The organism is Streptomyces sp. NPDC079167 (assembly GCF_040686735.1).
Classification (GTDB): domain Bacteria; phylum Actinomycetota; class Actinomycetes; order Streptomycetales; family Streptomycetaceae; genus Streptomyces.
Genome location: NZ_JBFBLO010000018.1, coordinates 87286 through 108724 on the forward strand (window position 1 = coordinate 87286; position 21439 = coordinate 108724).

Consider the following 21439-nt stretch of genomic DNA (forward strand, 5'->3'; position numbering starts at 1 on the left):
CCGGCCACCCGGCTTCAGCGGGTCACTTGACCTTGATCTGGTCGTACACCGGGACGCTGAAAGGGTTCAGCGAGACGTTCTCGACCCTGTCCGAGTAGCCCGCGCTGCCGTTCTGGTACCAGAGCGGGATGACGGGCATCTGCTCGACGAGGACCTTCTCCGCGTCCTGGAAGGTGGCGACGGCCTTGGCCTTGTCGCTCTCCGCGTTGGCCTTGTCGACCAGGTCGTCGAATTTCTGGTTGCTCCACTTCCCGTCGTTGGACGGGGCGTTGGTGTAGTAGAGCGGCTGGAGGAAGTTCTGGATCAGCGGGTAGTCCATCTGCCAGCCCGCGCGCCAGGCTCCGGTCAGCTTCTGGGTGGAGACCTGGCTGCGGAAGTCGGCGAAGGTGCCGACGGGCCCGCCGACACACGCCTTGTTGTTGCCCATGACGTTGTTGATGCTGTTGCAGACCGCGTCGACCCACTCCTTGTGGGAGCCGGTGTCGGCGTTGTACGAGATCTTGAGCTGGCCGCCGGGGATGCCGCCGCCCTCCTCGATCAGCTTCTTGGCCTCCGCCTTGTCGTACTCGCAGGCGGGGCCGCAGAGGCCCTTCTTGAAGCCGCCCTCCGCGCCGAGGACCGGCGAGGTCCAGTCGGAGGCGGGGGTGCGGGTCTTCTGGAAGATCTGGTCGGTGATCTGGGCCCGGTTGATCGCCATGGACAGTCCCCGGCGGACCTTGGTCGCGTCCGGGGTGTCCCAGGCCTTCTCGTAGAAGGGGAAGGCGAGTGTCTGGATGATGCCGGCGGGTGTGTTGATGTACCGGTCGCCCAGGTCCGCCTCGACGTTCTTGAGCTGGGAGGCGGGTACGTCGTCGACCAGGTCGAGGTTGCCCGCGGTCAGGTCGGTGTAGGCGGTGTTGTTGTCGGTGTAGACCTTGAGGTCGATGCCGCCGTTCTGCGCCTTGTCCGCACCGGGGTAGTCGTCCCACCGGCGCAGGCTCATCGACGAGCCCTTGGCGTACTGGTCGATGGTGTAGGGACCGTTGCCGATGGGCTTGGAGAGCCAGGCGTCGTGGTCGGTGTAGAAGACCTTGGGCAGCGGCACGAAAGCGGCGTAGCCGAGGGTGTCGGGCCAGAGGGAGAACTTCTGCGACAGCTTGGCGGTGAAGGTCGTGCCGTTGACCACCTGGAGGCCGGAGAGGGTGGTGGCGGACGCCTCGCCGGACTCCGGGTGCACCTTGTCGTAACCGTCGATGTACTGGAAGAAGTAGGCGTTCTTCTGGTTGTTCTTCAGAGCGGCGCCGTAGTTCCAGGCGTCGACGAAAGACTTCGCGGTGATCTTCTCGCCGTTGCTGAAGGTCCAGTTGTCCTTGATCGTGATCGTGAAGTTCTGCGAGTCCGTCGACTCGATCTTCTCGGCGATCTCGTTCTCGGCCTTGCCCGTCTTGGGGTCGTAGCGCACGAGCCCGCGGAAGACCATGTCGAGGACCTTGCCGCCCTGCACCTCGTTCGTGTTCGCCGGCTCCAACGGGTTCTGCGGGTCTCCCCAGGACGAGCTCACGATCCCGTCGGCTCCACCGCCGCCACCGCTGTCCCCGCCGCCGCAGGCCGTGGCCGCCAGGGCGACAGCGACGGCGCATGCGGCCCACCTGGCCTGTGTGGCTCCGCGCATGGAGTGCCTCCTAGGGTTCCCTTGAGTGGCTCAATGCCTCATATCACCCCATATGACACTCCGTCGCATGTCGGCCTACGCCGTACGCCGTACGGGCGGGACGGAACGCCGGAACGCCCGGCCCCTCGGGGGGGGCCGGGCGTTCCGGTTCGGTCCGATCAGGTCCTACGCCGCGTGCACGACGTCCTTCTCCTCGGCGAAGTGGCAGGCCGACTCGTGCGCCGCCGGCGTGTCCGAGGCCTTGAAGCGCTCGGGGATCGCCAGCAGCGGCACCTCGGTGGCGCACTTGTCCTGGGCCTTCCAGCACCGCGTACGGAAGCGGCAGCCGGACGGCGGGTTCGCCGGCGACGGGACGTCACCGGAGAGGATGATGCGCTCCCGGCCGTCACGGGCCTCGGGGTCCGGTACGGGGACCGCCGACAGCAGCGCCTGGGTGTAGGGGTGCGTCGGGTGGTCGTAGATCTGCTGGTCCGTGCCGATCTCGGCCATCTTGCCGAGGTACATGACCCCGACCCGGTCCGAGATGTGCCGGACGATCGACAGGTCGTGCGCGATGAAGAGGTAGGAGAGGTTGAACTCGTCCTGGAGCTTCTCCATCAGGTTGATGACCTGCGCCTGCACCGACACGTCGAGCGCGGAGACCGGCTCGTCGCAGATGATGATCTCGGGGTTGAGCGCGAGGCCCCGGGCGATCCCGATGCGCTGGCGCTGACCGCCGGAGAACTGGTGCGGATACCGGTTGATGTACTCCGGGTTCAGACCGACGACGTCCAGCAGGTCCTGCACCTTGCGGCGCCGCTCACCCTTCGGGGCCGCCTCGGGGTGGATCTCGAAGGTCTCCCCGATGATGTCGCCGACCGTCATACGCGGGTTCAGCGAGGTGTACGGGTCCTGGAAGACCATCTGGATGTTGCGGCGCACGGCCTTCAGCGCACGGCCGGACAGCTTGGTGATGTCCTGGCCCTTGTAGAAGACCTCACCGGCGGTGGCCCGCTCCAGAGTCATCAGGAGCTTGGCGACGGTGGACTTGCCACAGCCGGACTCGCCCACGATGCCGAGCGTCTCGCCCTGGTAGAGATCGAACGAGATCCCGTCCACGGCCTTGACCGCGCCGACCTGCTTCTTGAACAGGATGCCCTGGGTCAGCGGGAAGTGCTTGACCAGGTTGCGCACCTGGAGGATCGGCTCCCCCTGCGGGACCGGCGAGTCGATGGCCGCGACGGCCTCGGACTCGGTGCCCGCGTTGACCGTCGCCACTTCGGTGACGTTCGGGGTGGCGTCCACGGGCCCCTTCTCGAGGTCAGCCATGGATCGTCTCCTTCCAGAAGTGGCAGGCGCTGCCGCGGCCGACCAGCTCGGTGCCGTCCTGCTCGGTCACCGGGCGCAGCGCCGGGATGTCCGTACGGCAGATGTCCTGCGCCATCGAGCAGCGCGGGTTGAAGGCGCAGCCGGACGGCACGTGCAGCAGGTTGGGCGGCAGGCCCTTGATCGCGTAGAGCTCCTGGCCCTTCTGGTCCAGGCGCGGGATCGACTCCAGCAGGCCCTTGGTGTACGGGTGCGCGGGGCGCTTGTAGATCTCGTGGACCGGAGCGGTCTCGACGATCCGGCCCGCGTACATCACGGCGATCTTGTCGGCGACGTCGGCGACCACGCCGAGGTCGTGCGTGATCAGGATCAGGCCCATGTTGAAGTCGCGCTGGAGCTCCGCGAGCAGGTCCATGACCTGCGCCTGCACGGTCACGTCGAGCGCCGTGGTGGGCTCGTCCGCGATGATCAGGTCGGGCTCCAGGGCCAGCGCCATGGCGATCATGATGCGCTGGCGCATACCGCCGGAGAACTGGTGCGGGTAGTCGTTGACCCGCTCCTTGGCGGCCGGGATGCGCACGCGGTCCATCAGTGCGATGGCCTTGGCCTTGGCCTCCTTCTTGGAGAGGCCCTGGTGCACGCGGAACATCTCGCCGAGCTGGTAGCCCACCGAGAGGACCGGGTTCAGCGAGGAGAGCGCGTCCTGGAAGATCATGGCGATCTTCTGGCCGCGGATCTTCCGGCGCTCCTCGTTGGACATCTTGAGCATGTCCTGGCCGCGGAAGAAGATCTCTCCCTTGGGGATGCGGCCCGGAGGCATGTCCAGGATGCCCATGATCGCCTGAGCGGTCACGGACTTGCCGGAACCGGACTCGCCGAGCACGGCGAGGGTCTCGCCGGCACTGACGCTGTAGTTGACTCCGTTGACGGCCTTGGCGACGCCGTCACGGGTGTGGAACTCCACGTGCAGATCGCGGACTTCGAGCAGCGGGCCGCTCTCGTCGTTCGAACCACGCGGAGCAGGAACATCCGCCGTCTTGTCGATGATGGTCATGTACGCCTCCCTCAGCGCAGCTTGGGATCGAGGGCGTTGCGCACCGCATCGCCGAGCATGATGAACGCCAGAACGGTGATCGACACCATGACCGACGGGATGATCAGGACGAACGCGGCGTTACGCAGCTGCTCCTGGCCGGAGGAGATGTCGACACCCCACGACACGGTCGGCTCGGCGAGCCCGATGCCCAGGAAGGACAGGGTCGCCTCGGCCGAGATGTAGCCGCCGAGCGCGATGGTCGCGACCACGATCACCGGGGCGATCGCGTTGGGCAGGATGTGCCGGAGCAGGATGCGGGTGGTCGAGGCGCCGAGCGCCTTGGCCGCCATCACGTAGTCCGCCTGCTTGATCGTCAGCACCGAGCCTCGCGCGACACGGGCGATCTGGGTCCAGCCGAGGAAGGCCAGGGCCAGGATGACGACCCAGATCTTGCGCTCCTCGAACGAGGTCAGGACGACCATCGCGCCGAGGATGAAGGGCACGCCGAAGAAGATGTCGGTGACCCGGGACAGAATCGTGTCGATCCAGCCGCCGAAGTAGCCGGCGAGCATGCCGACCACGGTGCCCAGGATCGTGACCAGGGCGGTCACGACGACGGCGACGGTGATCGAGGCACGGGCGCCGTAGACGACACGCGCGTAGATCGAGCGCCCCTGGATGTCGTACCCGAACCAGTCCTCCTGGAAGAAGTTCCCCCACTTGGGCTTCTGCAGGTAGTGGTGGGCCAGGTCTGCGTAGCGCGGGTCGGCTCCGGTGAACAGGCCGGGGAATATCGCCATCACCAGCAGGAAGAAGATCAGGACGGCCGAGACGACGAACAGCGGGCTGCGCCGCAGGTCGTGCCAGGCGTCCGACCACAGACTGCGGGGCTTGCCCACGGGAGCGGCGGTGGCGGGCGCGGCCACGGCCTCGGTCTTGTCCGCGGTGGTTTCCTTGAGCGTCTCAGGCATAACGGATCCTCGGGTCCAGGACCGCGTAGAGCAGGTCGACGACCAGGCTGGCGACGAGATAGACGACGACGATCAGTGTCACGATGCCGACGACGGTGGCGCCTTCGCGGTGCCGGAGCGCGTCGAAGACGTTGTAACCGACACCCTTGACGTTGAAGATGCCCTCGGTGACGACGGCGCCGCCCAGCAGGGCACCGAGGTCGGTGCCGAGAAAGGTGACGACGGGGATCATCGAGTTACGCATCAGGTGGACACCGACGATGCGACGGCGCGGCAGCCCCTTGGCCACGGCGGTGCGCATGTAGTCGGAGCGCAGGTTCTCCGCGACCGAGGTACGGGTCAGTCGCGCCACATAGGCGAGCGACAGTGACCCGAGGACGACCGCGGGCAGGATCAGCTCGCTGGAGGTCGCTTCCAGGCTCACGTTGGGTTCGACCCAGCCGAGCTGGAAGGCGAAGAAGTACTGGCCGAGGAAGCCCAGCACGAACGAGGGGACCGAGATGAGCAGGAGCGTCAGGACGAGCAGCCCGCGGTCGCGAAGGGTGTCGGCCTTCAGACCCGCGAAGACGCCCATGGAGATACCGACGACGACCGTGAAGATGAAGGCAAACAGGGCCAGCCGGACGGTGATCGGGAACGCTTCCGAAATGATGTCGGCGACGGGTCGCCCGCTGGCGATCTGTGTGCCGAAATCACCCTGGAACAGGTTCACGAGGTAGTTCCAGTACTGGTGCCAGAACGGCAGGTCGAGCCCCAGCTCCTTCTTCATTTCCGCGATCTGCGTGGGGTCGACTGCCTGTTCGCCTGCAAGTGCGCGCACGGGGTCGCCGGGCAGCAGATACATCATGGCGAAGACCAGCGCGGTTGATCCGAGGAAGACCGGGATCATCTGGAGCAGTCGCCGCGCGACGTAACGCCCCATGTTTGCCTCCGATTAGGGGTAAAGCAGCCCAGGGGCCGCCCTCCGGATACGGAGAGCGGCCCCCCGGGACCTACTGCCTGGTGTGGGCGGCTGATGGCCGAGTGGGGGCCCTCAGGCGTGTGTTACTTGTTGACCGTGACTTCGGTGATGTTGTAGTCACCGTGGAAGTCGATGGTCACGTTGTCGACAGCCTTCGAGTAACCACCGTTGGTCTTGTACTCCCAGAGCGGGATCGCCGGCATCTTCTCGAGGAGGAGCTTCTCCGCGTCCTGGTAAGCCTTGATCGACTCGTCCAGGGTCTTCGCGTTGTCGCCCTTCTTGAAGGCCGCGTCGACCTCCTTGTCGGAGAACCGGCCGTTGTTGGCCTCCGCCGTGGTGCCGTACAGCTCCCGCATGAAGTTGACGTTCACGGGGTAGTCGGCCACCCAGCCACCGCGGTACATCGACTTGACCTGGTCGTTGTCACGCGCCTCCAGGTCGGTCTGGAAGTCCGGCTTGGCGTCCGGGACACAGTCGACCCCGGTCGAGTTGCGGATGGACTCGCAGACCGCGGTCACCCACTCCTTGTGGCCGCCGTCGGCGTTGTACTGGATCCAGAGCTTGTTGCCCGGAACGCCGCCGCCCTCGGCGACGAGCTTCTTCGCCTTGGCCGCGTCGAACTTGAACACGTCGGTGCCCAGGTCCTGGTTACCGGCGACGCCCGGAGGCGTGAAGCTGGTGGCGGGCTTGCGGGTGCCGTTGAGCACGGTCTTGGTGATCGTGTCGCGGTCGATGCCCATCGACAGACCCTGGAGGACCTTCGGGTTGATGTCCTTGAAGGTCTTCGAGTAGAACGTCGGGACGATCGACTGGATGGCCGCGTACGGCTCGTCGATCGCGCGGTCACCGAGGTCCGTCTTGTACTTCGGCAGGTCCTTCGGGCCGACCTGGCGGATCATGTCCAGGTTGCCGGAGAGGAGGTCCTGGTACGCGGCCTCGACGGTCGCGTAGTTCTTGAAGAGGACACCCTTGTTCTTGGCCTTGTTCGGGCCCTGGTAGTCAGGGTTGGCCTTGACCTGGATGAGCTTCTTGTGGTCCCACTTCTCGAAGATGTAGGGACCGTTGCCGACCGGAGCCTGGCCGAACGCCTTGGTGTCCTTGTAGAACACCTCCGGCAGCGGGGCGAAGGTGGTGTAGCCGAGCTTGTACTCGTAGTACGGCACGGCGTTGTTGAGCTCGATCGTGAAGGTCGTGTCGTCGACCGCCTTCAGACCGGACATCTCCGTGGCCTTGGGGTCACCCTTCTCGGGGTGGACGTCCGCGTAGCCCTTGATGTCCTCGAACCAGAACGCGTTCTGCTGGGCGTTCTTGCTGTTGGCGTACCAGTTCCAGGCCTTGATGTAGGACTCGGACGTCACCGGGGTGCCGTCGTGGAACTTCCAGCCGGCCTTGAGCTTGACCGTCCACGTCTTGTTGTCCGTCGACTTCACGGACTCGGCGTTCGTGTAGACGATGTTGCCGTCCGCGTCGAAGTCCAGGAGCTGGGTGAACAGCGACTGGATGACGTAGCTGCCGAGCGACTCGTTGGTGTCGGCCGGGATCAGCGGCTTCTGCGGCTCACCGACGTCGATGGAGACGTAGCCCGCGGGCTTGCCCTTCTCCTTCGAGGCATTGCTGCTGTCGTCACTGTCGCCCCCGCCACAGGCAGTCGCGGCCAGGGCGATGATTGCCGCTCCCGCGACCCACTTGGCGCTCTTGGCACCGCGCATGGGTTTCCTCCTCATGAGTCCACTTTTGACTACAAGAGGGGCACTGAACAGATCCACCGACACCCCTGACGGCGATCGTTTGCAGTGCCCCGAGTGTGCTCGTGAGTCCGCACTCCCCACAGTGCGACGACCCATTGACCCGAGCTCAATGGAGCCAACTATTAAGGAACACCGGGCTGTAAACCACACTTAAAGGGTCTCGGTTTGACAACATCGAGAAGGGGTGGTTGCCCGAAATCCGGACAAAGTGATCCCAGACAGACACCCCCGAAACGGACCGTTAACACATGTTCCGGAGAGCGACGCCCGATAACCGGACACCTCGGTCAGGAAAACAGGTTGACGAAAGGCCTGGGCCCCCACAGTGTCTGCGGGGGCCCAGGCCTCGTGTCAATGGCTCGTTCCGACGGTTCGGACGCCGGTTCGGGCGATCGGGACCAGGTCAGCCGTTCTTCGCGCGCGAGGCCGTACGGCCGCGCTGCTTCTGGTCCAGGACGACCTTGCGGATACGCACGGTCTCCGGGGTCACCTCGATGCACTCGTCCTCGCGGCAGAACTCCAGGGACTGCTCCAGCGAGAGCTTGCGGGCGGGGACCACGTTCTCCGTGGTGTCCGCGGAAGCCGCACGCATGTTGGTGAGCTTCTTCTCCTTGGTGATGTTCACGTCCATGTCGTCGGCGCGGGAGTTCTCGCCGACGATCATGCCCTCGTAGACCTCGGTGCCGGCCTCGGTGAAGATGACACCGCGCTCCTGGAGGTTGACCATCGCGAACGGCGTCACCGAGCCCGAGCGGTCGGCGACCAGCGAGCCGTTGTGACGGGTGCGCAGGTCACCGAACCAGGGCTCGTGGCCCTCGAAGATGGAGTGCGCGATGCCCGTGCCGCGGGTCTGGGTCAGGAACTCCGTACGGAAGCCGATGAGGCCGCGGGAGGGCACGATCCACTCCATGCGGACCCAGCCGGAGCCGTGGTTCGTCATCGTCTCCATGCGGCCCTTACGGGTCGCCATCAGCTGCGTGATGGCGCCGAGGTGCTCCTCGGGCGAGTCGATGGTCATGCGCTCGATCGGCTCGTGCGTCTTGCCGTCGATCTGCTTGGTGACGACCTCCGGCTTCCCGACCGTCAGCTCGAAGCCCTCACGGCGCATCTGCTCGACCAGGATGGCCAGCGCGAGCTCACCGCGGCCCTGGACCTCCCAGGCGTCCGGGCGCTCGGTGTCCAGGACGCGGAGCGAGACGTTACCGATGAGCTCGCGGTCCAGGCGGTCCTTCACCTGGCGGGCGGTGACCTTGTGGCCCTTGCCGCCCTTGCCGACGAGCGGCGAGGTGTTCGTGCCGATGGTCATCGAGATGGCCGGCTCGTCGACCGTGATCAGCGGGAGCGCGACCGGGTTCTCGGGGTCGGCCAGCGTCTCGCCGATCATGATGTCCGGGAAACCGGCGACGGCGCAGATGTCGCCCGGGCCCGCCTTCTCGGCCGGCTTGCGGGTGAGCGCCTCGGTCATCAGGAGCTCGGTGATGCGCACGTTGGAGATCGTGCCGTCGCGCTTGATCCACGCGACCGTCTGGCCCTTGCGCAGCTCGCCCTGCTCGACGCGGCACAGCGCGATACGGCCGAGGAAGTTGTCGGCGTCCAGGTTGGTGACGTGGGCCTGCAGCGGGGCGGCCTCGTCGTACTCCGGCGCGGGGACCGTGGAGAGGATGGTCGTGAAGAAGGGCTCCAGGCTGTCGCTGTCCGCGGGGACGGTGCCGTCCTCCGGCTTGGTCAGCGAGGCGACGCCGTCACGGGCGCAGGCGTAGACGATCGGGAACTCGATCTGGTCCTCGTCGGCGTCCAGGTCCAGGAAGAGGTCGTAGGTCTCGTCGATGACCTCGGCGATCCGGGAGTCCGGCCGGTCCGTCTTGTTGATGCAGAGGATGACCGGCAGCTTGGCGGTCAGGGCCTTGCGCAGCACGAAGCGGGTCTGGGGCAGCGGGCCCTCGGAGGCGTCGACCAGCAGGACGACCGCGTCCACCATCGACAGACCACGCTCGACCTCGCCGCCGAAGTCGGCGTGGCCGGGGGTGTCGATGATGTTGATCGTGATCGGGTCCCCGCCGTCCTTGGGGTGATACTTCACCGCCGTGTTCTTGGCGAGGATCGTGATGCCCTTCTCACGCTCCAGGTCGTTCGAGTCCATCATGCGTTCGTCGAGGTTCTCGGCGGCGTGCGCGGCGAAGGCGCCCGCCTGCTTGAGCATGGCGTCGACCAGCGTGGTCTTGCCGTGGTCGACGTGGGCGACAATGGCTACGTTACGGATGTCGTGGCGCGTGGGCATGGGTGGCTTGCGCTTCTCTCGGATCGTGGGATCAGGCGTCTCAGTCGGTCTTCGAGTCCTCGTACGCCCGCCGGGCGGCACGCCACGGCTAGTCCAATGGTACGGGCCCGATCGGTCCGGGGCTTCCCTGCCCGATCCACAGGCCAGGGCTACAGCCACTATTCAGCCGATATTCAGCTGGTATTACGCCATCGTCCAACCGGTGCGTGGCCGGACGGCAAGGGGTGTGGGAGGACGAGCGGCCCGGGTCTGGGCAGACACCACCTTGCCCGCCGGGGGCTCCGGCGGGCAAGGGAATTGAGCTGCATCTGAGCTTCAAATGTGGCTTTGACCTGCTACTTCTTACGATTCGCGGGGGAACCTGCCGCTTCCCGCCCGGTGAATCCGATGTCCTCGTAACGAGGTGCGGCGAAGCCGAAGGCGCCGATGTTCGCCAGCTTCTTGTCGACGGCGACCAGCTGTGGCCTCTGATACAGCGGAATCGATCCCGCGGCGGCCCAGATCCGTGCGTCGGCCTGCTTCAGGAGGTCCCGCGACGCGTTGGCGTCGAGCTCGGAGACCGCGCGGTCGAAGAGCTGGTCGATGTGGTCCGAGCCGACCCGCGTGTAGTTCTGCTCGACGAGGAGCGACCCGTCGGTGGCGGGCTCGGGCTTGGCGAAGATCGGGCGGCCGTCGGTCGCCGGGTAGGCGGTGGCGGGCCAGGAGTACAGCGCCATGTCGTAGTCGCCGGAGGCGATGTGGTCCTTGAAGTAGCTGTCGTCGTCGACCTTGGTGATCTGTGTGCTGATGCCGATCGAGTCCAGCATCTCGACGATCTTCTCGCCGACGGTCCGCAGCGGCTGCGATCCGGGGCCCGACGGCAGGACGAAACGGAGGCTCAGCGGCTTGCCGCCCTTGCCCAGGCGGTCCTTGACGGCCGCGGGGGCCGGTGCGGCCGTGCCCGCGGGGGCGTAGGCTCCGGCGGCGCCGCCGGGCTGCTTGTCCTGCGCGGTGATCTCGGCGTCACCGGCGGGGCGGTCGCCCGGCTTCTCGTCGCCGACGATGTACGTCCCCTCCTCGCGCGAGGCCTTGTCGTCCTTCTCCGCCTTGTCGGCGCCCTTCTCCTCGGCCGTCTTCTTCTCGTCGGCCTTCTTCTCGTCGGCCTTCTTCTCGGCCTCGCTGCCCGCCTTGGTGTCCTCGGTCTTGCGGACGGCCCCGCCCACGGTCCATCCCGCGTCGGCCAGCAGCGCCTGCGCCTCCTTGGTGTCCTGGTCGCCGAGCGCGCCGCTGCCGTCCTGGTAGCCGGGCTGTCCGGCCAGGGCCAGGTGGCTGCCGGGCGGCTTCGCGGGCAGGCCGAGCGGCTTCAGGACGGTGTCGGCGAGCTCCTGGCGGTCCAGGGTGCGGGCGATGGCGCGGCGCACCCGGTCGTCGGAGAGGGGCCCGGACTCGCCGTTCAGCGCGAGCTGCGTGTAGGCGGGCTCCAGTGACTTGCGTACGGCGAAGCCCTTCAGCGCCTGCTGTTCGGCGGCGTACGCCGCGACGGCTTCCCGGTTCTTCTCGCGGGCGGCCTGCGCGGTCTCGGCGGCCTCCTCGTCCGAACCGTGGGCCAGGGCCCAGGACCGCAGGGCCGCCGCGGGGGTGATGTCGGCTCCCGGGCCGTGGGCGGGCGGCCCGCCGTTGCCGCCCTGGTAGCGCGCCGCGAGGGCGATGTCGTTCGCCGTGGCGGAGTCGATGTCGGCGACGTCCACCGTGCCCTCGGTCAGCGCCTCGGTGCGGTCCTCGGGCTCGACGGCGCGGAAGACCAGGGATTCGAGCTTGGCCTCGTCGCCCCACCAGCGCGGGTTCCGGTCGAGGACGACCGTGCCCTTGTCCTTGTTCACACTGCGCAGCCGGAACGGCCCGGCGGTGTTCTTCAGGGTGGCCCTGGCACCGTCGTTGAAGGTGCCGGGCGACCCCGTCACCTCCTTCGGGTACAGCGGCGAGAAGAGCGAGCGCCAGTCCGCGTACGGCTTGGCGAACGTGACCCGGACCTGCAGGTCGTCCTTGCCGCGCTCGATCTTCTCGATCCGCTCGTATCCCGCGTTGCGCGCGGTCCAGAAGGCCGAGTCCTTCCCGCTCAGCGCACGCCACTGCGCGACGAAGTCGGGGGCGCCGATCTCCCGGCCGTCGCTCCACACCGCCTGCTGGTTGAGCTTGTAGAGGACGACCTGCTTGGGCTCCTGCTCGATGACCTTCGCCGACTCCAGATAGTCGGGGTTCAGCTGCGGCTCCCCCCGCGCGTCCAGCGGGAAGAGCGAGGGCAGCAGGGCGCCGGTGATCCGTGTGGTCGCGCTGTCGGCGTCGGCCTGGAAGGTGTTGAGGGTGGCGGGGACCGCGTCGATCGCCCACCTGAGGGTGGAGCCCTCGGTCACCTGGTCCCGGGAGGCGGGGGCGATGTCCTGCGGGACGGCCGCCGAGGTGGGGCCCTCGCTGTCCGAGGTGCAGCCCGCCAGCGCCGGGATCGTGAGCACACCTGTCGCCAGGAGCGCGAGCGAGCGGCGCTTTCGGGCCGTCCCGCGTGGGACGCCGACGTGGGCCATGGCTGATACCTCCGGGGCCGGCCCGGCCCACCCCGTACCGGAATGGACCGGATGATGCGTTCTGGTGGCATTTGCAGTTGATCAGACTGATTCGCTGATCCACTGAAAGCACCTTCACGCGCGGGAGGCGGCAGACGCGGCCGGTGGGGCCGCCGACGTCACCCGTGCGGCCCCGGTACCGGCCCGGGCGGCGGGTCAGCCCAGGAGCTCGACGATCGCGGCGGTGGTTCCGGTCTCGCCGAGCCTGGGGAAGATCTTCTCGACGCTGTTGCGGTGGGCCTCGGCGTCCATGTCGGTGACGGCGTCCGTCGCGACGGTGACGTGGTAGCCGTGTTCGTGCGCGGCGCGGGCGGTGGACTCGACGCCGATGCTGGTGGCGATGCCGGTGACCACGACCTGGGTGATGCCGCGGCGGCGCAGTTCGAGGTCGAGCGCCGTGCCGTAGAAGGCGCCCCACTGCTGCTTGGTCACGACGGTGTCGCCTTCGCGCGGGCCGAGCTCGGGCAGGATGTCGGCCCAGTCAGCGGCGGGCCTGCCGCCCGGGGCCCTGCCCTCGTTGCGGCCGGGGGCGCCGCCTGTCACGCGGACCAGGAAGACCGGGAGGTCCTTGGCGCGGAAGGCTTCGGCGAGGGTCACCGAGTTGGCCACGACGTCCTCGGCCGGGTGGGCCGTGGGAAGGGCGACGATGCCTTTCTGCAGGTCGACGACGACGAGTGCGGTCCGGGGGTCCAGGACGGTGGCGGTCATGTGCGTACTCCTTGATGTGCGATGTGCGATGTGCGATGTGCGATGTGCGGACGTGCCGGGGGTCAGGTGCGGGGCCGCAGGGCGCGGTCGGTGAGGGTCAGGGCGGCCAGCAGCACCGCCAGGACGACGGAGACCGCCGCCATGAGGTGCAGTCCCGCGTCGCTCGCCGCGTCGGCGTAGGCCAGGGCGATCAGGCTGGACGCGGTGATGGCGCCGATGTACTGGGCGGTGCGCTGGAGCCCGGCGGCGGCGCCGATGCTCTCGGGGGGCGCGTAGGCCTGGACGGCCGCCTGGTTGCTCGTGCCGATGAGTCCCTGGGGGACGCCGAAGCACGCTCCGGCGAGCAGCAGGACGGCGAGCGGGGTCTCGCCGGAGAGGAACAGCAGGAGGCCCGCGCCGGCGGTGAGCAGCAGGCAGGCCACGGTCAGCGGGGCGCGCAGCCCCTTCGTACGGGCGCCGAGCAGCGAGCAGACGAGCGCGGTGACCGACATCGGCAGCATGAGCAGCCCGGTGTGCCCGGAGGAGAAGCCGCGGGCCTCCTCCAGCCACTGTGTGTAGCCGTACATGACGCAGTAGATCAGCAGATAGCTGAGGCCGTGGCGCAGGTACGTACGCAGCAGGGGGCCGTTGCCGGCGAGCATCCGGATGTCTATGAACGGCTGCGGGGTGCGCAACTGCCACCGGACCAGGACCGCCGTCAGGACGGCGAAGGGGGCGAGCAGCCACCACTGCGGGTGGGCGAGGTCGAGCAGGAAGAAGACCAGCACGGTCAGCGCGGTCGTGAACAGTCCGATGCCCAGGGGGTCCAGGGCGAGCTTCGGCGCGCCCCCGCCGGCGGCCCGCTCGCGCGGCGGGTCGGCCGGGACCCAGAGCAGCGCGGCACCGAGGGCGAGCAGGGCGACCGGCACGTTGACGGCGAAGATGCCGCGCCAGCCGACGGCCGACACGAGCAGCCCGCCGAGCGCGGGGCCGACGGCTGCGCTGCCCAGGGCCGCGAAGGAGAGCCTGGCGAGCACGGGGCGCGGGGTGGGGCGGCCGAGCCGGTGCGACTCGTCACGCAGGACGGCCATGGCGGCCGGGTAGGCGGCCGACGTACCGATGCCGAGCAGCAGCCGGGAGACGATCAGGGTGCCGAAACCGGGGGCCAGTGCGCCGACCAGCCCGGAGGCGACCACGACGACGAGGCCGGCCAGGAAGACCCGGCGCGGGCCGAGGGTGTCGGCGAGCTTGCCGAGGACGGGCTGGGCGACGGCGCTGGCGAGGTAGAGGACGGAGATGAGCCAGGCGGTGTCGGCTGCCCCGATGTCGAAGGAGTGCCCGATGGCCACCAGGGCGGTGGAGATCATCGTGGTGTTCAGCGGGTTGAGCAGGGAGCCCATCAGCAGCGGCGCGGTGAGCCGGGCGCCGAAACCGGGACGGGGTTCCGCCACCGGCGCGGGCCGGGGTTCCGCCACCGGCGCGCCGGTGGCCGGTTCCGTCCCGCGCCGGGTCACTTGTCGACCAGACGGCCGATGAGCTCGACGGCCTCGGCGAGCGCGCGGCGCTCCGCCCCGTCCAGCTCGCCGGCGATCGCGTCGGCCAGCCAGCTCCGCTTGGCTGCGCGCACCCCGGCCAGGACGGTGCTCCCCTCCTCCGTGACCGACACGAGGGACTTGCGGCCGTCCGCCGGATCGGGGGCCCGGGTGACGAAACCCTGGCTCTCCAGCGCGCCGAGGGTCAGCCGCATCGACTGGGGCCGCACGAGCTCCGCCCTGGCCAGGGCCGCCGTCGTGGCCGGCCCGCCGTCCTCCAGTCTGGCGAGGGCCGAGCGCTGGGAGGGGGTGAGCAGACTGTCGGCCGAGGAGCTCCGCAGCCGCCTGAGCAGTCGCCCGACCACGGCCGAGAGGTCCGTCGCCACATCCTCGGCCGTGGGGTCGACGGGGGTCTGCGGTGCTGCGTTCTCTCTCGTTCCGGACATGGTCTCCACCGTAAAGATGGACAGGGCAGCTTGCAAGGCAGCCTGTCTATTCTTGGGTAAAGGCCGGCGGCGCGCGCGGACGGGCCCGCTGTTGCCCGTCGCCGGGCCCAGGGGCTCGTTGGCCCCGACGTTCGGCCTGATCGGCGTGGACCGGGAGACGTTCGAACGCACCGCGCGTCCTTCCGCCGCATTGCTGGGCTCCCTCGGCCGCTCCCGCGAGCTGCCCCGCACCGCCTGAGCCGGCCCTCCGGCAGGGCCCCTGACCGGCCCCTCCGCCGGCACGGTGACAGTCGATGGCTCCTCCCGCGAGGTATCCGATGGACCGTCGCACATTTCTCACCGCCGCCGGGACAGGGGCAGCCGCCCTGTCGGCCGGGGCTCTCACCGCCCCGGACGCCGTCGCCGTACCGGCGGGCGGCTCCGGGTCCGGGCAGCTCCATGCCTGGTTCCGTGACAGGTACCGCATCTGACCGGGTCCCGGTGCCGGGTCGCGGGCGGCAGTGGGCGGACATAGCCTCCCAAATGTGACGCCGCTTGCGAGCCGTACCGGGATGTCCCGGCTTTCGATACCCGGCAGGGTCCTCATCGCCGCCCTGGCGGCGGTGCTCTGGACCGCCCTGCCGGGCACTCCGGGAGCCCGGGCCGAGGACCCCGTGACCCTGTCCCGTGACGGGCAGATCACCGACAAGGTGGACGCGCTCGGCGACCGGGAGCGGCAGGTCGAGGCTTCCCTCGACCGCTTGTTCGAAGAGCAGCGGGTGCAGCTGTTCGTGGCGTACGTCCGTGACTTCTCCGGCCGGGACGCCCGGACCTGGACCGACGAGACCGCGAACCGTAACGGCCTGGGTCAGGAGGACGTGCTGCTGGCCGTGGCCACCCGCGACCGGCAGTACGCCTACTCCGTCGACCAGGGGTCACGCCTCACCGACGCGCAGCTCCAGGACGTGGCGAACACGGCGATCGAGCCGGCTCTCCGGCAGAACGACTGGGCCGGAGCAGCGATCGGCGCCGCCGACGGCTACGCGGCGGTGCTCGGGGGCGAGCCCGTGCCCACCCCCGCCGTCACGCCGGGCGCCGCCGACCCCGGGGGCGGCTCCGGCGGCGGTGCCTCGGCGAACCTGATCGTGCCCGTCGCCGTACTCGTCGTCGCGTGCGCCGTCGCGGTCTTCGCCCTCACCCGCCGCAGACGGAGTACGACGACCCGGACGACGCCGGCGGCGGGCGGCTGGGGCGGCGAGGCGGGGGCGGCGGCCGAGCCGCCGGTGCCCCTGCCGGACCTGGACGCGAGGGCGAAGGAGGACCTGGTCGACACGGACGACGCCGTGCGCACCAGCGAGGAGGAGCTCGGCTTCGCCACGGCCCAGTTCGGCGAGGAGGCCGCGGCCCCCTTCGCCGAGGCGGTCCGTTACGCCAAGAACGAGCTGACCGCGGCCTTCCGGCTGCGGCAGCAGCTGGACGACGCCTTCCCCGAGGACGACGCGACACGGCGCCGCATGCTCGACGAGATCATCAGCCGCTGTTCGGACGCCAACGGACGCCTGGACGCCGTGTCGGAGGACTTCGACCGGTTGCGCTCCCTCGAACAGACCGCCCCGCAGGCCGTGGCCACCGCCGAGACCTCCTACCGTGACCTGGTCGCTCGCGTCTCCGCCGCGCAGACGGCCCTCGGCGCGATGCGGGAGCGTTACGCGGAGTCGGCGACCGCTCCCGCCGCCGGGGACGTCGAGCAGGCCGAGGACCGGCTGGTCTTCGTCACCTCCACCCTCAACCAGGCGCGCCAGGCCGTGGACAGCGGGGACAGCTCCCGGGCCGCCGTGTACGTCCGTGCGGCGGAGGGCGCGATCAAGCAGGTGGCCACCCTCGTGGACGCGGTCGACCGGCGGGCCGGGGAGCTGGCCGAGGCCGCGGAGAGGCTGCCGGGCGCCCTCACCGAGACCGAGACGGACCTCGCCGACGCCAGGGGGCTGCTGGACGGCACCCCCGAGGGCGTGCCGACCGCGGACCTGCGGGGCCGGGTGGCCCGCGCCGAGGCGGTGGCCCGAGATGTGAGGGGGGAGATCGGCGCCGGCCCTTACGACCCGATCGACGCGCTGCGCAGGGTGGAGGAGGCGGACGCCGCGCTGGACGAGGCGCTGGCGGGAGCACGCGCGCAGGAGCACGGCGACCGGCGGGCCCGTTCGCTGCTCGACCAGGCGATGCTCACCGCGCGGGCGGCGATCGGTGCCGCGGCGGACTACGTCACCACCAACCGGGGCGCGGTGGGCAGCCAGGCCCGCACCCGGCTGGCGGAGGCCCAGCGGCGGTGGGAGAGGGCCCGGGTGCTGGCGGAGGGAGGCGACCCGCAGGCCGCCCTGGCCGAGGCGCAGCAGGCGGACGCCCTGGCCACGCAGGCGCGGAGCCTGGCCGAGCAGGACGTACGCGGTTACGGCGACGGTGGCGGCTTCGGAGGTCCGCGTGGCGGGGGCGGGACGGGCGGTGCCGTGCTGGGCGGCATCCTCCTGGGCGGGCTGCTCGGCGGGCGGGGCGGAGGGTTCGGCGGCGGCTTCGGGGGCGGGTTCGGTGGTTCCGGGGGTGGGTTCGGCGGCGGGCCGGGCAGCTTCGGCGGCGGGGGGACGCGTGGCCGGCGGGGCGGCGGAGGCCGCTTCTGACCGCGATACGCTCCACCGGCTTCCGTACGCCCCACCGGCTTCCGTACGAAGAGATCTCGCACAAGGAGAGGTGCCATGACCAAGCAGACCGTCCTCGGCCGCGTCACTCAGCTGGCGCGGGCCAACATCAACGCCCTGATCGACCAGGCGGAGGATCCGCAGAAGATGCTGGACCAGCTGATCCGCGACTACACGAACAACATCGCGGAGGCCGAGCAGGCGGTGGCCGCCACCATCGGCAACCTCAGGCTGCTGGAGGAGGACCACCGGGAGGATGTCGACGCGGCGAGGGAGTGGGGCCGGAAGGCGCTCGCCGCCAGCAGGAAGGCGGACGAGCTGCGCGCCGCGGCAGCGGGAGTGGACGCCGACAAGTTCGACAACCTCGCCAAGGTGGCGCTGGGCAGGCAGCTCCAGTCCGAGCAGGAGGCGAAGACGGCCGAGCCGACGATCGCCTCCCAGACGGTGGTGGTGGACAAGCTGAAGACGGGTCTCGACCAGATGAAGACCAAGCTGACCCAGCTGAAGTCCAAGCGCGACGAGCTGGTCGCACGCGCCGCGTCCGCCCAGGCGCAGAACCGGATGATGGACGCCGTCAAGAGCATCGACGTCATGGACCCGACGAGCGAGCTCGGCCGCTTCGAGGACAAGGTCCGGCGCGAGGAGGCGCGGGCGGTGGGCAAGCAGGAACTGGCCGCGTCGTCCCTGGACGCCCAGTTCGAGCAGCTGGACAGCCTTGGGGACAGTGCGGAGATCGAGGCGCGGCTCGCCGCCCTGAAGTCGGCTTCCTGACCGGGGCCATGACCTCGCCGGGCCCCGTCAGTACATGCTCAGCAGCTGCTCCACGGAGAGCTCGGCGGCGGGCTCTCCGTCGGGCAGCGCCAGCTCGAACCACACCGTCTTGCCGCGCGGGGTGCGCCGCGAGCCCCAGGCCGCGCTGAGCAGCCCGACCAGCTGCAGCCCGCGGCCGCCCTCGTCGGTGTCGCGGGCGCGCCGGCGCCGCGGCTGGACGAGACCCGCGTCCCACACCTCGCAGACGAGCGTGCGGTCGCGGAGCAGGCGGAGCCGGATCTCCCCCTCGCCGTAGCGCAGGGCGTTGGTGACGAGTTCGCTGACGAGCAGTTCGGTGGTGTCCACCAGGTCGTCCAGGCCCCAGCTGATGAGCTGTGTACGGGCCAGCTCACGGGCGCGGGCGACGGAGCGGAGCTCCCGCGGAAGCCGCCAGTCGCCCACCGCGTCCGGGGCGAGCCCCTGGATACGGGCCATCAGCAGGGCGATGTCGTCCTCGCCGTGCCGGGTGTCGAGGGTCGTCAGCACGTGGTCGCAGACGTCCTCGAGGGGCTGTGACGGTTCGGTGAGGGCATGCCGGAAGGCGTCGAGGCCTTCGTCGAGCGGATGGTCGCGCGACTCGACGAGCCCGTCGGTGTACAGGGCGAGGAGGGCGCCCTCCTTGAGCTCCACCTCGACCTCCTCGAAGGGTTCGCCGCCGACGCCGAGCGGCATGCCCGGGGGCACGTCGAGCAGCAGGGCCGGCTCACCCGGCTCGGCCACCACCGGAGGGAGGTGACCGGCGTTGGCGAAGGTGCACCGCCGGGTGACCGGGTCGTAGACCGCGTACACACAGGTCGCCAGATACACCTCGGAGAGGTCTGCCTCGCGTGACTTGTGGGCGGCCCGCGAGGGCCACTGGGCGCCGCCGCCCGCGCCGAAGCCTTCGCTCCGCTCGCCGCCCCCGGGGGTGCCCAGCCCACGGGCGACCTCGTCCAGGGCGGAGAGGACCTCGGCGGGCTCCAGGTCGAGGAGCGCCAGCGTGCGTACGGCGGTGCGGAGTTCACCCATCGCGACGGCTGCCCGCAGTCCACGGCCCATCACGTCGCCGACGACCAGGGCCGTGCGGTGGCCGGGGAGCTCGATGACGTCGAACCAGTCGCCGCCGACCTCCGTGGCCGTGTTGCCCGGAAGGTAGCGGCAGGCGATGTCCAGGCCCGCCGCCTCGGGGTCGCCCGGCGGGAGCAGGCTGCGCTGGAGGATGAGCGCCCGCTCGTGCTCCCGGCGGTAGAGGCGGGCGTTGTCGATACAGACGGCCGCGCGGGCGGCGAGCTCGGTGGCCAGCGCCCGGTCCCGCTCCCCGAAGGGCTCGCTGCCCTTGGTGCGGGAGAACTGGACGAGGCCTACGACGACGTCGTGCGCGACCATCGGCACGGCGAGGGTGGAGTGGACGAAGCCGCGTTCGTCGCCGGGCACGTCCTCGACACGGCCGGTGCGCAGGGCGACGGCACAGGGGGAGTGGAACGGGTAGCGGTGGACCGCACCGAGCGCGGGGTGCCCGGTGTCCCCGGCGGCCTCCGCTCCACCGCCCACGCCGGAGAGGGCTCCGGGAAGGGCGTCGGAGACGGCGCTGGCATGGGCGACCCGGCGCAGCTCGGCGGAGCCGGTGCCGGACTCCTGGTGCCTGCCCCAGCTGGCGGGCGAGGCCTCCTCGCCGGTGAGCAGCCCCTGGTAGAGGTCGACGGAGGCGAGGTCGCAGAAGACGGGCACCGCGACGTCCAGCAGTTCCCGGGCGGTGGTCTCCAGGTCGAGGGAGTTACCGATGCGGGCGCTGGCCTCGTTGAGGAGGGCGAGATTGCGGCGGGCGCTGGCGGCCTCGCGGGCGGCGATGTGCCGTTGCGTGACATCGGTGGCGAGTCCCGCGACGCCCACGGGGCGTCCGGCGCCGCTGTGCACCCGGTAGAGGTTCATGGACCAGTGGCGCCGGCCCGTGGTGCCGGGCGGGGTGCCGACGAGCTGGAGGTCGGTGACGGCGTCACCGGTCTCCAGGACCCGCTTGAGCGTGCCGGAGAGGCGCTCGGCCTCCCCGCGGGTCAGGTAGTCGTCCACCGTGCGGCCGCGGTGGTCGTCGGCCTCGCCGCCGAAGACGGTCGCAAACCGCTTGTTGGCGCGCACGACGGTGAAGTCCGTACCGAAGAGGACGAAACCGAAGGGAGATTGGCCGAATATCGCCTGTGAGGCAGCGAGGTCCGTCTCGATGCGCCGCAGCGCTCTGACGTCGACCACGATGCAGAGCGCGGCGCGCTCCCCGGCCCCCGTCTCGCTCGGCATGACATAGATCTCGGCAAGCCCGCCGACCCCGTCGTCGCCCGGGATCCGGAACGGGACGACGCCCGTCCACTCCTTGCCGTCCAGGATCTCGGCGACCCGCCTGTGGGCGCCCGGGCGCAGCTCGGCGGGCATGAACGCCTCGACCGGGTCCTTGCCCACCACCTCGTCGGAGGCCATGCCGAAGAGGCCGGCGGCCCGCCGGCTCCACTGCTCGATCAGCCCGTCGGGCCCGATCGAGAACGATGCGACCCTGATGTAGTCATAGATCGAGCCGGGCGGGCTGCTCTGCCACATGACGTCGCCCGCCGTCCCAGGTATCTCGCTCACGCGACCGTCCCCTCCAGCTCACACACCGGACCGGTCCTGCCCGCAGTATTCAGCACTACGGCCCTCACCGGCACGGCGTTCACGATCACAGCACGGTCTCAGTCCCTTTCAGCCAGGTTCTGCCCGACCTCCGGTGATCGCTGTGCGTCCCTTCCC

General features: G+C 69.7%; 15 protein-coding genes and 1 pseudogene. 4 read left to right on the top strand and 12 right to left on the bottom strand.

Annotated elements, in window-relative coordinates; translation table 11 throughout:
* Window positions 1–22: 22 nt before the first annotated feature.
* The 11 genes from AB0P41_RS29660 to AB0P41_RS29710 all read right to left on the bottom strand — a co-directional run bounded on the left by AB0P41_RS29660 (window position 23) and on the right by AB0P41_RS29710 (window position 15212).
* The gene (locus AB0P41_RS29660; protein WP_365935140.1) at window positions 23–1651 is read right to left on the bottom strand and encodes an ABC transporter substrate-binding protein; all 1629 of its coding nucleotides are present in this window, start codon (window positions 1649–1651) and stop codon (window positions 23–25) included.
* Between the two features lie 165 nt (window positions 1652–1816).
* Window positions 1817–2959, bottom strand: a complete 1143-nt coding sequence (locus AB0P41_RS29665; RefSeq protein ID WP_356715992.1) for a dipeptide ABC transporter ATP-binding protein — start codon at window positions 2957–2959, stop codon at window positions 1817–1819.
* The gene (locus AB0P41_RS29670; RefSeq protein ID WP_356715994.1) at window positions 2952–4010 is read right to left on the bottom strand and encodes an ABC transporter ATP-binding protein; all 1059 of its coding nucleotides are present in this window, start codon (window positions 4008–4010) and stop codon (window positions 2952–2954) included. Before AB0P41_RS29670 ends, AB0P41_RS29665 begins: the two co-directional genes overlap by 8 nt.
* A gap of 11 nt (window positions 4011–4021) precedes the next feature.
* Entirely contained in the window at window positions 4022–4963 is a 942-nt protein-coding gene (locus AB0P41_RS29675) for an ABC transporter permease (protein ID WP_356715995.1), read from the bottom strand.
* The gene (locus AB0P41_RS29680) at window positions 4956–5885 is read right to left on the bottom strand and encodes an ABC transporter permease (RefSeq protein ID WP_356715997.1); all 930 of its coding nucleotides are present in this window, start codon (window positions 5883–5885) and stop codon (window positions 4956–4958) included. Before AB0P41_RS29680 ends, AB0P41_RS29675 begins: the two co-directional genes overlap by 8 nt.
* 122 nt (window positions 5886–6007) lie before the next feature.
* Window positions 6008–7633, bottom strand: a complete 1626-nt coding sequence (locus tag AB0P41_RS29685; RefSeq protein WP_365935143.1) for an ABC transporter substrate-binding protein — start codon at window positions 7631–7633, stop codon at window positions 6008–6010.
* 442 nt (window positions 7634–8075) lie between these two features.
* Window positions 8076–9950: a translational GTPase TypA gene (gene typA / locus AB0P41_RS29690; RefSeq protein WP_356716001.1), complete on the bottom strand. Its 1875-nt coding sequence runs from the start codon at window positions 9948–9950 to the stop codon at window positions 8076–8078.
* A gap of 335 nt (window positions 9951–10285) precedes the next feature.
* Window positions 10286–12508, bottom strand: coding sequence for an ABC transporter substrate-binding protein (locus AB0P41_RS29695; protein WP_365935146.1), 2223 nt, complete (start codon window positions 12506–12508; stop codon window positions 10286–10288).
* 195 nt (window positions 12509–12703) lie between these two features.
* On the bottom strand, window positions 12704–13255 hold the full coding sequence (locus AB0P41_RS29700; protein WP_356716005.1) for an isochorismatase family protein: 552 nt from the start codon (window positions 13253–13255) through the stop codon (window positions 12704–12706).
* A 62-nt stretch (window positions 13256–13317) separates the two neighbouring features.
* Window positions 13318–14709: an MFS transporter gene (locus AB0P41_RS29705; protein ID WP_365935188.1), complete on the bottom strand. Its 1392-nt coding sequence runs from the start codon at window positions 14707–14709 to the stop codon at window positions 13318–13320.
* A 35-nt stretch (window positions 14710–14744) separates the two neighbouring features.
* Window positions 14745–15212, bottom strand: coding sequence for a MarR family transcriptional regulator (locus AB0P41_RS29710; RefSeq protein ID WP_365935148.1), 468 nt, complete (start codon window positions 15210–15212; stop codon window positions 14745–14747).
* 112 nt (window positions 15213–15324) lie between these two features.
* On the opposite strand from AB0P41_RS29710, the pseudogene AB0P41_RS29715 reads away from it, so the two are divergent.
* The 4 genes and pseudogenes from AB0P41_RS29715 to AB0P41_RS29730 all read left to right on the top strand — a co-directional run.
* Window positions 15325–15450, top strand: a pseudogene (locus tag AB0P41_RS29715) (glycoside hydrolase family 1 protein); the annotation flags it as partial.
* A 79-nt stretch (window positions 15451–15529) separates the two neighbouring features.
* Window positions 15530–15682 (top strand): twin-arginine translocation signal domain-containing protein, encoded by a 153-nt coding sequence (locus tag AB0P41_RS29720; RefSeq protein WP_365935150.1) that lies wholly within the window; start codon window positions 15530–15532, stop codon window positions 15680–15682.
* 81 nt (window positions 15683–15763) lie between these two features.
* A complete protein-coding gene (locus AB0P41_RS29725; protein ID WP_365935190.1) occupies window positions 15764–17860 on the top strand; it encodes a TPM domain-containing protein in 2097 nt (698 codons plus the stop codon).
* Window positions 17861–17935: 75 nt separating this feature from the next.
* On the top strand, window positions 17936–18649 hold the full coding sequence (locus tag AB0P41_RS29730; protein WP_356716009.1) for a PspA/IM30 family protein: 714 nt from the start codon (window positions 17936–17938) through the stop codon (window positions 18647–18649).
* 27 nt (window positions 18650–18676) lie between these two features.
* Here AB0P41_RS29730 and AB0P41_RS29735 read toward each other — a convergent pair whose 3' ends face one another.
* Window positions 18677–21250 (bottom strand): SpoIIE family protein phosphatase, encoded by a 2574-nt coding sequence (locus AB0P41_RS29735; RefSeq protein ID WP_365935192.1) that lies wholly within the window; start codon window positions 21248–21250, stop codon window positions 18677–18679.
* Between the last annotated feature and the right edge of the window lie 189 nt (window positions 21251–21439).

Bases quoted from the DNA above. Each gene is read 5' to 3' on its own strand.
- AB0P41_RS29660 (WP_365935140.1), bottom strand. From the start codon at position 1,651: ATGCGCGGAGCCACACAGGCCAGGTGGGCCGCATGCGCCGTCGCTGTC.
- AB0P41_RS29665 (WP_356715992.1), bottom strand. From the start codon at position 2,959: ATGGCTGACCTCGAGAAGGGGCCCGTGGACGCCACCCCGAACGTCACC.
- AB0P41_RS29670 (WP_356715994.1), bottom strand. From the start codon at position 4,010: ATGACCATCATCGACAAGACGGCGGATGTTCCTGCTCCGCGTGGTTCG.
- AB0P41_RS29675 (WP_356715995.1), bottom strand. From the start codon at position 4,963: ATGCCTGAGACGCTCAAGGAAACCACCGCGGACAAGACCGAGGCCGTG.
- AB0P41_RS29680 (WP_356715997.1), bottom strand. From the start codon at position 5,885: ATGGGGCGTTACGTCGCGCGGCGACTGCTCCAGATGATCCCGGTCTTC.
- AB0P41_RS29685 (WP_365935143.1), bottom strand. From the start codon at position 7,633: ATGCGCGGTGCCAAGAGCGCCAAGTGGGTCGCGGGAGCGGCAATCATC.
- typA (WP_356716001.1), bottom strand. From the start codon at position 9,950: ATGCCCACGCGCCACGACATCCGTAACGTAGCCATTGTCGCCCACGTC.
- AB0P41_RS29695 (WP_365935146.1), bottom strand. From the start codon at position 12,508: ATGGCCCACGTCGGCGTCCCACGCGGGACGGCCCGAAAGCGCCGCTCG.
- AB0P41_RS29700 (WP_356716005.1), bottom strand. From the start codon at position 13,255: ATGACCGCCACCGTCCTGGACCCCCGGACCGCACTCGTCGTCGTCGAC.
- AB0P41_RS29710 (WP_365935148.1), bottom strand. From the start codon at position 15,212: ATGTCCGGAACGAGAGAGAACGCAGCACCGCAGACCCCCGTCGACCCC.
- AB0P41_RS29720 (WP_365935150.1), top strand. From the start codon at position 15,530: ATGGACCGTCGCACATTTCTCACCGCCGCCGGGACAGGGGCAGCCGCC.
- AB0P41_RS29725 (WP_365935190.1), top strand. From the start codon at position 15,764: ATGTCCCGGCTTTCGATACCCGGCAGGGTCCTCATCGCCGCCCTGGCG.
- AB0P41_RS29730 (WP_356716009.1), top strand. From the start codon at position 17,936: ATGACCAAGCAGACCGTCCTCGGCCGCGTCACTCAGCTGGCGCGGGCC.
- AB0P41_RS29735 (WP_365935192.1), bottom strand. From the start codon at position 21,250: ATGTGGCAGAGCAGCCCGCCCGGCTCGATCTATGACTACATCAGGGTC.